Origin of the sequence: Acinetobacter sp. WU_MDCI_Abxd143 (assembly GCF_025514195.1) — a bacterium.
GTDB classification, from domain to species: domain Bacteria; phylum Pseudomonadota; class Gammaproteobacteria; order Pseudomonadales; family Moraxellaceae; genus Acinetobacter; species Acinetobacter pittii_H.
The window spans coordinates 1-7,756 of the sequence record NZ_JAHPTH010000026.1 but is presented as its reverse complement, the minus strand read 5'-3'; the positions used below and the strand labels follow the sequence as shown (position 1 = coordinate 7,756).

Annotated in this window: 10 protein-coding genes; 6 read left to right on the top strand and 4 right to left on the bottom strand. The window is 33.5% G+C overall.

All coding sequences use genetic code 11. The features are described 5' to 3' along the window. The first annotated feature begins 249 nt into the window (after nt 1-249). The 3 genes from KTI79_RS18925 (at nt 250) to KTI79_RS18915 (ending at nt 1,382) form a co-directional block, all read left to right on the top strand. Nucleotides 250-567, top strand: coding sequence for a hypothetical protein (locus KTI79_RS18925; protein ID WP_017399711.1), 318 nt, complete (start codon nt 250-252; stop codon nt 565-567). A gap of 229 nt (nt 568-796) precedes the next feature. Further along, a complete protein-coding gene (locus KTI79_RS18920) occupies nt 797-1,084 on the top strand; it encodes a BrnT family toxin (protein ID WP_002124950.1) in 288 nt (95 codons plus the stop codon). Continuing rightward, a complete protein-coding gene (locus KTI79_RS18915) occupies nt 1,071-1,382 on the top strand; it encodes a BrnA antitoxin family protein (RefSeq protein WP_004836815.1) in 312 nt (103 codons plus the stop codon). The genes KTI79_RS18920 and KTI79_RS18915 overlap by 14 nt, the downstream gene beginning before the upstream one ends. A 47-nt stretch (nt 1,383-1,429) precedes the next feature. On the opposite strand, the gene KTI79_RS18910 is transcribed toward KTI79_RS18915, so the two are convergent. Then, nucleotides 1,430-2,125: a hypothetical protein gene (locus tag KTI79_RS18910; protein ID WP_086375726.1), complete on the bottom strand. Its 696-nt coding sequence runs from the start codon at nt 2,123-2,125 to the stop codon at nt 1,430-1,432. A 183-nt stretch (nt 2,126-2,308) separates the two neighbouring features. Here KTI79_RS18910 and KTI79_RS18905 point away from each other — a divergent pair, with 183 nt between their 5' ends. Both KTI79_RS18905 and KTI79_RS18900 read left to right on the top strand, forming a co-directional pair. Continuing rightward, entirely contained in the window at nt 2,309-2,668 is a 360-nt protein-coding gene (locus tag KTI79_RS18905; RefSeq protein WP_143224992.1) for a hypothetical protein, read from the top strand. 5 nt (nt 2,669-2,673) lie between these two features. Next, nucleotides 2,674-3,060 (top strand): hypothetical protein, encoded by a 387-nt coding sequence (locus tag KTI79_RS18900; protein WP_086375728.1) that lies wholly within the window; start codon nt 2,674-2,676, stop codon nt 3,058-3,060. A 197-nt stretch (nt 3,061-3,257) separates the two neighbouring features. Here the strand turns inward: KTI79_RS18900 and KTI79_RS18895 are convergent, their stop codons facing one another. The 3 genes from KTI79_RS18895 to KTI79_RS18885 form a co-directional block, all read right to left on the bottom strand. Continuing rightward, nucleotides 3,258-3,788, bottom strand: a complete 531-nt coding sequence (locus KTI79_RS18895; RefSeq protein ID WP_006581721.1) for a plasmid replication DNA-binding protein — start codon at nt 3,786-3,788, stop codon at nt 3,258-3,260. Nucleotides 3,789-3,866: 78 nt separating this feature from the next. Then, nucleotides 3,867-4,796: a replication initiation protein RepM gene (repM, locus tag KTI79_RS18890; RefSeq protein WP_086375725.1), complete on the bottom strand. Its 930-nt coding sequence runs from the start codon at nt 4,794-4,796 to the stop codon at nt 3,867-3,869. Nucleotides 4,797-5,494: 698 nt separating this feature from the next. Next, nucleotides 5,495-6,208 (bottom strand): hypothetical protein, encoded by a 714-nt coding sequence (locus KTI79_RS18885; RefSeq protein WP_006581718.1) that lies wholly within the window; start codon nt 6,206-6,208, stop codon nt 5,495-5,497. 455 nt (nt 6,209-6,663) lie between these two features. On the opposite strand from KTI79_RS18885, the gene KTI79_RS18880 reads away from it, so the two are divergent. Next, nucleotides 6,664-7,548, top strand: coding sequence for a MobA/MobL family protein (locus KTI79_RS18880; protein ID WP_006581719.1), 885 nt, complete (start codon nt 6,664-6,666; stop codon nt 7,546-7,548). Nucleotides 7,549-7,756 lie beyond the last annotated feature (208 nt).

Sequence of the window (7,756 nt, the reverse complement as noted above, 5' to 3'; positions counted from 1 at the left end):
AGATCCATAAGGAAAACCTAGATTTTTGCCCATAAATGTAAAATCTAGGTTTTTCGCATAAGGTGTATTATGTTAATAATATAAATTTTTAAAAGCATATTGATTTAATAATAGAAAAATTATCAGAGTAGGGTATGTGTAAAGTAAACGTTCGATTATCAACCAATAATGATTAAAGATTTATATCTTATATGTGTTAATTTTATTAACATATATCTACCAAATTAATAGTGCCTTAAGTGAAATAATATGCTAGGTAAACATCATCATTTTTTAAAAAAATTTTCGATCAGTGATGCTGCTATAGCGTATAAAAAACCTCGCTCGACTATACTTAAATATATAAAAAGCGGAGATTTCAAACTTGACTACAATAACTTGATTGAATACAGTCAGTTAATTAGAAAATTTGGTGAAATTACTTCCCCTATACAGGACGAAAGAGAGCAACAAATCAAAAAACTAAAAGATGAAGTTATGCATTTAAAAAAACAACTTAATTTTTTTAAATATACTTCAATCTCAAACAAAAATAGACTATTAATTTCTCATAAAGACTCCATTTAACATAATGGGCGTTATCCGAAATCGTCTTTTATAAGTTAAATAAAATCATATACTTAGCTATTTTACATAACCCGAAACTACCGCAAAAATCTGCTTTGGAAACAAAGCGGATTTTTTTTGAGCAAGTTTGATACTTCTTGCCAATAATTTTGACTAAAAATTACTCCAATTAGCTTGAGTGATACAAATTTATGATACATTATTGTATATACAAATTTGAATGTTTTTTATGGAACTGTATTTCGAATGGGATGAGGCTAAAAACCAAAAGAATCAGAAAAAACATGATGTATCTTTTGAAACGGCAAGCCTCGTTTTTGAAGATCCTTTACGGATCTCAATCCAGGATCGACATACCAATGGTGAAGAACGTTGGCAAACGATCGGTATGGTTAAAGGTGTACTGATGTTATTGGTGGCTCATACAATCATTGACGATGATGACTGTGAGATCATACGAATCATTAGTGCAAGGCAAGTCACTAAAGCGGAACGCAATCAATATGAGCATGGTTAGATATACACGCAAAGAACTGAATGAAAATTTCAGTGACAAGCAAGATGCTGAAATTAAACGCTTGCTTGCGAAAGGAACTGTACCAGATGAACAATTAGATCTATCTGACATTCCTGAGATTACCGACTGGAGTCATGCTGTTCGCCATGGGCAATTTTATCGTCCAGTGAAGCAACAAACATCTGTTCGTCTAGATGCAGATGTACTTGCATGGTTAAAGGCTCAAGGCAAAGGCTATCAGACACGCATGAATAAAATTCTGCGTGAAGCAATGCTAGAAGATCTTAAGAATCATTGATGAAAATGGAAGCTATAGACTCCCATTTTTGCTTCGCATAAGAGATTTTATGTTAAATCTCTTAAAATCGAATATCCCTTCTTTATGAAAATGTGTAGCTCATTGAAGCACTTTTCTAAGAATGGAATAACTTCATAATCATGTCCGTGGAATCTTATTTTTTTTTCTTTAGTGATGTTTAGTGATGCAGGGATACCTATACCACTAGAAGTGATCTTTCCATTATCGTAAACAAAATCTTGTAAGGGCCTACCATTTACAATACATCCCTCGAATTGCACTCTTCCTGTACCTGCCCCAGCTATATGAATGAGATTAACTCCTCCAGCTGAAATTGTTTGACTTGTTATTACTTCCTCTTTATCGAGAGGGATTGGACGTCTATGTTTTGCATCATTGGTTAAATTACACATCATCACGAGCCACTCTTCACCAGTATGATATGGCTGGATTGATGTTAAGAACTCTCTAAGTATTTGTATAGTTTCATGAGATGTTGATAAGCGTGATAAATATTTTTCTATAAAAACTGGTTTTCCATAAGGAAAATATATGTCTTTGCGTTGATTTTCTGGAATATTAGTCAGCTTATCGTAGATATCATTTGCTAAATATTCTAGGCCACTGCGTAGATGTTCAAGACAAGATTTAATTCTAACAGGAGGCGCATCCCCATTTCTTTTCATTTCAGCGATTACAGACGCTACTTCTTGATATAAATCATCTACAGGGTTTTTATTCATAATGTACCTTAGCTACTAGAATGCTCAATTCTTTCTTTAGAGAAGATAATCATAAGGGTGATAAGTAACCAGTATGGCACAATATTGATATTATTAAATAAAAAAATAAGTTAGCACTCGGTCAAAGAATTTAAGGTAAAATTTTTTTATCACTTTTTAACTAAAAATTTTATGCAAAAGCAAATGATCCAAAAATATATCAACAATTTTAGACGGCATTTAAGTGCTTTTCTTAGACCTGGTATTGGTCTGAAAGCACTTATATATCCATCCCAAAAAGATGGTGCTGTTTTGGTATTTCATTTGGGAACTAATTTAGAGAATGATGATGAATATAAACCTATCTCTCCGTCAATAGGATCGATACTAAATAAAATAGAGCAAAATGCTTTTGGAGGTAGTTTAGAAAGCATTCATTTCTCTGGTACTAATATGATTATTGAGGCTAATAAGATAATTTTTATTAAAGATGACAATCCTAAAGAATGGACTGACGCAGCTGCAAAGAAAGAAGCATTAAAAATAGTTAATTCTGGCAGGTAACACTGATGAAAGTTACTCATAAGAATTCAGAAATAGAAGGAACACCGCAAGAAATTCACGACCTTTTTCAGAACAATGGTATGGATTTAAATGCTTTTTTTATTACACCAAAACCTCTTCATATTGGTTGGGTTATAGCACCCATAATCATTTGGGTAATTCTATTATTTATTGGAATTTTTCAAGAAGTACAACAAGTTAAAATAAGAACCTTAATTTTTTTACTTATGGCTAGTTGTTCTGTATGGATAGGTGCGACCGTTAAAAAGAAATATGAATATGACATTAGCTTTATAACATTTAGTACAGTAACTTTAATTGTTCTTTCTATGGCAGCAATTGGCTTTATACCTATAGAAAAAATATTTGACTTCATAAACAAAACAAGTTGATTTTTTTAAGAAAATCTAAAATTAACATAATACACCTTATACGAAATGCGTTATAATTCTCTTGAAAATTCAACGCTGTAGTTTCTTTTTTGCCCAACCTCCCCAAGGTGGGCTTTTTTTTTATGATTTTTCACGTTCCACGCTTATTATTTAATCAAAGTTTCACGACTTTATTCATATTAATTAAACAATCGTGGTTAATCATAGGGTCTAAAAAAACGGCTCCAAAAGCCTCTTTTCTCAGGCTCTGGTTCAATGTGCTCTGGCACTGGAATCCGCTTATTTTCCCTCCGCTCTGGAGTAGTCAATCCGTCATGTTTAGCTTCTGCTGTGTCAGGTTCGGGATCTGGTTTGGCTATGCTGGGTTGCACTAATTCTTGATCGGTAAACGTAGTCATATTAGGTTTTGGGGCTTCTAATAGGCGTTGCATCGTTTCAATTTGGTTCTGATAGAAAGATTCCCGATCTTTGGCATCATCAAGCTGGTTTTTCAGCATGTCTATCTGCTGTCTAAGTAGTAAAACTTCTGCCGAATTTGGACTGTCTATTTTTACAGGTTCTTTTACATCCTCTTTTTTGACAGGTTCCCCGAAAACACGGATAGCCTCGGCTAGATCGATCTTATTCTGGGAATTTTTACTTAAAATTCCTTTCTTTATGTTGTTGTAAATCGTTTGTCTATTGATATTGTAAAGCTTAGAAAGCTCGAGAACTGTAAGGCTTTTCATGTTGTAAATCTATGCCTAAACCTGTCAAAAGTTGTTGTCTATTAGACTGTCTAATAGACAAATGATCAAGTTTAAATTTTAGGCAGGTGCAAAGCCAACTTTTTGAAGATAAGGGAATAATTCTTGGAATTTTTGATAATCTTGGAGCATTTCTGCAATGCGTATAGCAAATTGTTGGAAGCTTTCGGTGCCTTCTGAATATTGCCCCATCTCAGGTAATTCAGAAAGTTTGTTGGCAAAGAGATGACGTTGTTTATCACTCATTTTGGTGAAAAGGGCTAATGTATCCGTTCCCTTAATTACTTTGTCAGAGTTGGTTTTTTTCTGCTTAAAACTGAAAGAAAAACCGGAAATTGAACGTCCTTTTTTATGTTGTTCATATTTAGCCGTTATATCGGTTAACTCATTTACTTGCTTGAGGGCAAAATCTAAAACATACGTTTTTAAATTACTCATTGTTTTGTATTGATGAGCTTCGACACCAAGTTGTTGTCTAAAGATCGATAGATCAAAAATTGGCGTTTTACCAGCAGATCTCCATTGAATTAATAACTCGTATAACCGAATAGCATAAGAGCTAGTTAATCTCGAAACCTGCTCCAATTCATATTTAGTAAAGTTTTCTTCCAGTCGAGTTATGAGTGGAACAATGTCTTGCGTGAAACGTAGGAAAACGATCCCGGATTGAGGTTCATATCCAATTTTATCGACCCAACGACAGTGAAAGCTACGATCCTTACCAGTCTTAGGATTAATGTCATGATACGTGACATAGCGATCAAACAAGCTTTTAGATGCATCCCGAAGCACGGTATAAGCAGTGTGTTTCTCGACATTAAAGGTATTGATATAACTACTTGCATGTACTTCTAAAAGGCTATTTTCAGTTATCCCGTGCCCTGTTTCCCGAGCTTCAGCAATGGCTAATAGGATCAGCCTTTGTTCAACTGTATCTAGGGTATAGCTAGCTTGAATTAAAGCATTATCCTTTACAATTAATTCACTCATTTCTAATAATAAATTTATAATTAAACTAGGTTGTACAATAGACTATTTTAATTGAATTGTAAATCGACTTAATTTGGGGTCGATAAACCTAGTTTTAAGGTCGATAAACCTAGTTTTATGGGTCGATAAACCTAGTTTTATGGGTCGATAAACCTAGTTTTATGGGTCGATAAACCTAGTTTTATTAACTCTAAAACTATTATGAATAAAGGGTTACAGCTTACTTAAAAGCATTTAAAAGATTAAAAATAATTAAAAGCCCAGGTAAAGAAAAATTGCCCTTGGTTTTCGCTTCGCTCAAACTCTATTGAACTTCGCTTTCGCTCAGTTCGTCGGGGCAATTTTTTGGTAAGCACTTACGTGACTTTAAAAAAAGCAAAAGCAACTCGGAATTCGCTACGCTCATAAAACTTTTTTACTCGCTACGCTCGATCTAGACTCAAATTTCTACAACTTTTCCATGCTTATTTAGGTTTCACAGCCTAAAAAGCGGTTTTTCAGGGAGTCTAGGCAAAATTTTCCAAGGATCGCTCGTAGACACTCACTTTGTTCTTATCGGTAAAATCAAATGATCTCCAAAATACTCTAATTTGCGTTTAGAGCACTCTAATTTTTTTATTGATGGGGAATATAGGTTTAGGCTAAAAAAGGCATATACGGCTTCAACAGTGTATTTAAACCCTATTATTTGAGTCAATCTAAGCTTTATTGAAAGGATTCCTTGGATCTTCTTTGGCTTGCTTAATCAATTTCTCCATTTCATATAGCGATTTAGCCGATAAAATATCTGTTTTTCTATTTTGATCCAGGCTAAATGCATTGTTCTTTTCTGCTCCGGATTGTGCTTGCTTAAATAAATCGAGCATTCGATCTAAATCTTGGTTTGAATTTGATCGCTCTAAACCGCTTTGTTCCAATAAGTTTAAATATAGTGATCCGATAAAATATTTAATGTGGTCTTGCTGTTTTCTTAAAGATTTACTAAGGGGGGCCTGGTTATATTTCTCAGGGTTTAAAACTCGTTCGACCTTCGCTGTAATATTCTTTTCAGAAGTCTGATTTCTTTTAATTTTTAAAACTTCATTTAATGCATCATGCATTGCAAAGTAAGCATCAATATCTGTTTTTTTACTTAATTCTAGAATATTCAATTCTAATTTTTTTAATTTCTGTGGCTCGGTTTTTTGGATCAGTTGTAATTGAACTATACGTTTATTATAAGTATTGCGCTCATAACGACATCGTTGAATAAGTTTTAAATCTTCTTCATTCAGTTGTTTCATTGATTCTCGTTCAGAAATCATTGCTAAAAAAGCATCTTGCATTCGTCTTTTAAACGGCAGCGCTCGAATATGTTTATCCAAATCGATGATTTCTTGTTGTGTTAAGGCAAATGTTTTTCTACCGGCCAAAGCGGATTTCCTGATTTTGGGTATCTAAATTGATGTTAGCGGAATTCTGATGGTGTTGAAACAATATTTTATGTTATACATAAAATATTGTTTATCTCGTTTCCGTGTCTTTTTTTAACAATGATTGCTAAAGCAATCATTGTTAAAAAAAGACACTTCTACTCGCTCCTGCGGAGGCTACACAACCCACTGATTTAATTATTAAATTATGAGTTTTTCTTCGGGTTTTAACGGTATTTTTCTTAATGGTGAAAAAGTAAGCAATGTCTGCCGTTACAAGAAATGGGAAAGGGGTGCAACAAGAAAAACAGCGAATTTTAGACGAGTGCAACAAACTTTTTTGATGAAATATCGATGTTTGCAACAAGAAGAGACTGCTCTCTGCAACAAGAATTAGCCCCTTGTTACAAGAAAATTTGCTGTTTCGTTACACGTAATTTGTTTGAGGTGAACTGATGTTTTATTTAAATCTAAAGCATAATATTAAAAAAGAGCAGAGTTCTCTGAATGCATTCCATTATTTAACTCGGACGGCACATTTTGAAAATCAAAAAGACAATGAAAAATTAGAGTTTATACGGTATGGAAATATGCCCAAATGGGCAGAAAATAAACCAAAACTTTTTTGGAAAAGTGCTGATCAATTTGAAATTTCCCGGGGAAGAACAAGCTCTACTTTAACCATTGCTTTACCAAAAGAGTTAATACTAGAACAACGAGCAGAATTGGTTCAGAAGTTAATAGATCAGTTTGCCGGACAATATCAATTTCCTTATACCGCGGTCATTCATAATCATCCCAGTGAAATTACTGGAGAGGATCAACCACATTTACATTTGATGTATTCAGAAAGAACAATTTCAGATGATATTGAACGACCACCAGAGCAGTTTTTTAAACAGTATCGTCCTAAAAATCCAACTCAAGGTGGTGCGCAAAAGTTAACAGCTGATGCATTAGGTTTTGGGCGAAATCAGGTCAAAGTATTCCGTGAAAAAACTCAAGAATTAATGAATTTGTTTTTAGAAAAATATGCACCAACTAAAAAAGTAATGGTCTATGGTATAGAAATTGAAGTGAAAAATCAGGTCAGTTGCCTATCTAATGACGATTTCAATCAAAAATTCGGGACCAAATTACAGGATGTACCACAAATCCCTCGATGGAAACTTTATAGCGCTGATCCAATTATTCAGCTTGATGTTGAAGCTCAAAAAAACACAATTAAAAAAATTAGAAATCAGAACAATGCTGAACTTTATGGCAAGGAATATGATTTAGAAATATCTAGACGCCATGTGCTTACTCAGAAAAAAGATCCAGGCTTTAGCTTAGATTGATTTTTATAAGTGGAAAATTTGTGTTTTTTAAACATGAAATCTTGAAAAAATTTATCCATATTGTGAGCGATTTTTAGCCACAGCATGGAAAATTTGTGTTTTTGAACATGGAAAATTTGTGTTTTTGATTCAGATCCATAAGGAAAACCTAGATTTTTGCCCATAAATGTAAAATCTAGGTTTTTCGCATAAGGTGTATTATGTTAAT

Excerpts from the sequence above, each read along its gene's own strand:
- KTI79_RS18880 (WP_006581719.1), top strand. The coding sequence starts at position 6,664 with ATGTTTTATTTAAATCTAAAGCATAATATTAAAAAAGAGCAGAGTTCT.
- KTI79_RS18915 (WP_004836815.1), top strand. The coding sequence starts at position 1,071 with ATGAGCATGGTTAGATATACACGCAAAGAACTGAATGAAAATTTCAGT.
- KTI79_RS18900 (WP_086375728.1), top strand. The coding sequence starts at position 2,674 with ATGAAAGTTACTCATAAGAATTCAGAAATAGAAGGAACACCGCAAGAA.
- repM (WP_086375725.1), bottom strand. The coding sequence starts at position 4,796 with ATGAGTGAATTAATTGTAAAGGATAATGCTTTAATTCAAGCTAGCTAT.
- KTI79_RS18905 (WP_143224992.1), top strand. The coding sequence starts at position 2,309 with ATGATCCAAAAATATATCAACAATTTTAGACGGCATTTAAGTGCTTTT.
- KTI79_RS18895 (WP_006581721.1), bottom strand. The coding sequence starts at position 3,788 with ATGAAAAGCCTTACAGTTCTCGAGCTTTCTAAGCTTTACAATATCAAT.
- KTI79_RS18925 (WP_017399711.1), top strand. The coding sequence starts at position 250 with ATGCTAGGTAAACATCATCATTTTTTAAAAAAATTTTCGATCAGTGAT.
- KTI79_RS18920 (WP_002124950.1), top strand. The coding sequence starts at position 797 with ATGGAACTGTATTTCGAATGGGATGAGGCTAAAAACCAAAAGAATCAG.
- KTI79_RS18910 (WP_086375726.1), bottom strand. The coding sequence starts at position 2,125 with ATGAATAAAAACCCTGTAGATGATTTATATCAAGAAGTAGCGTCTGTA.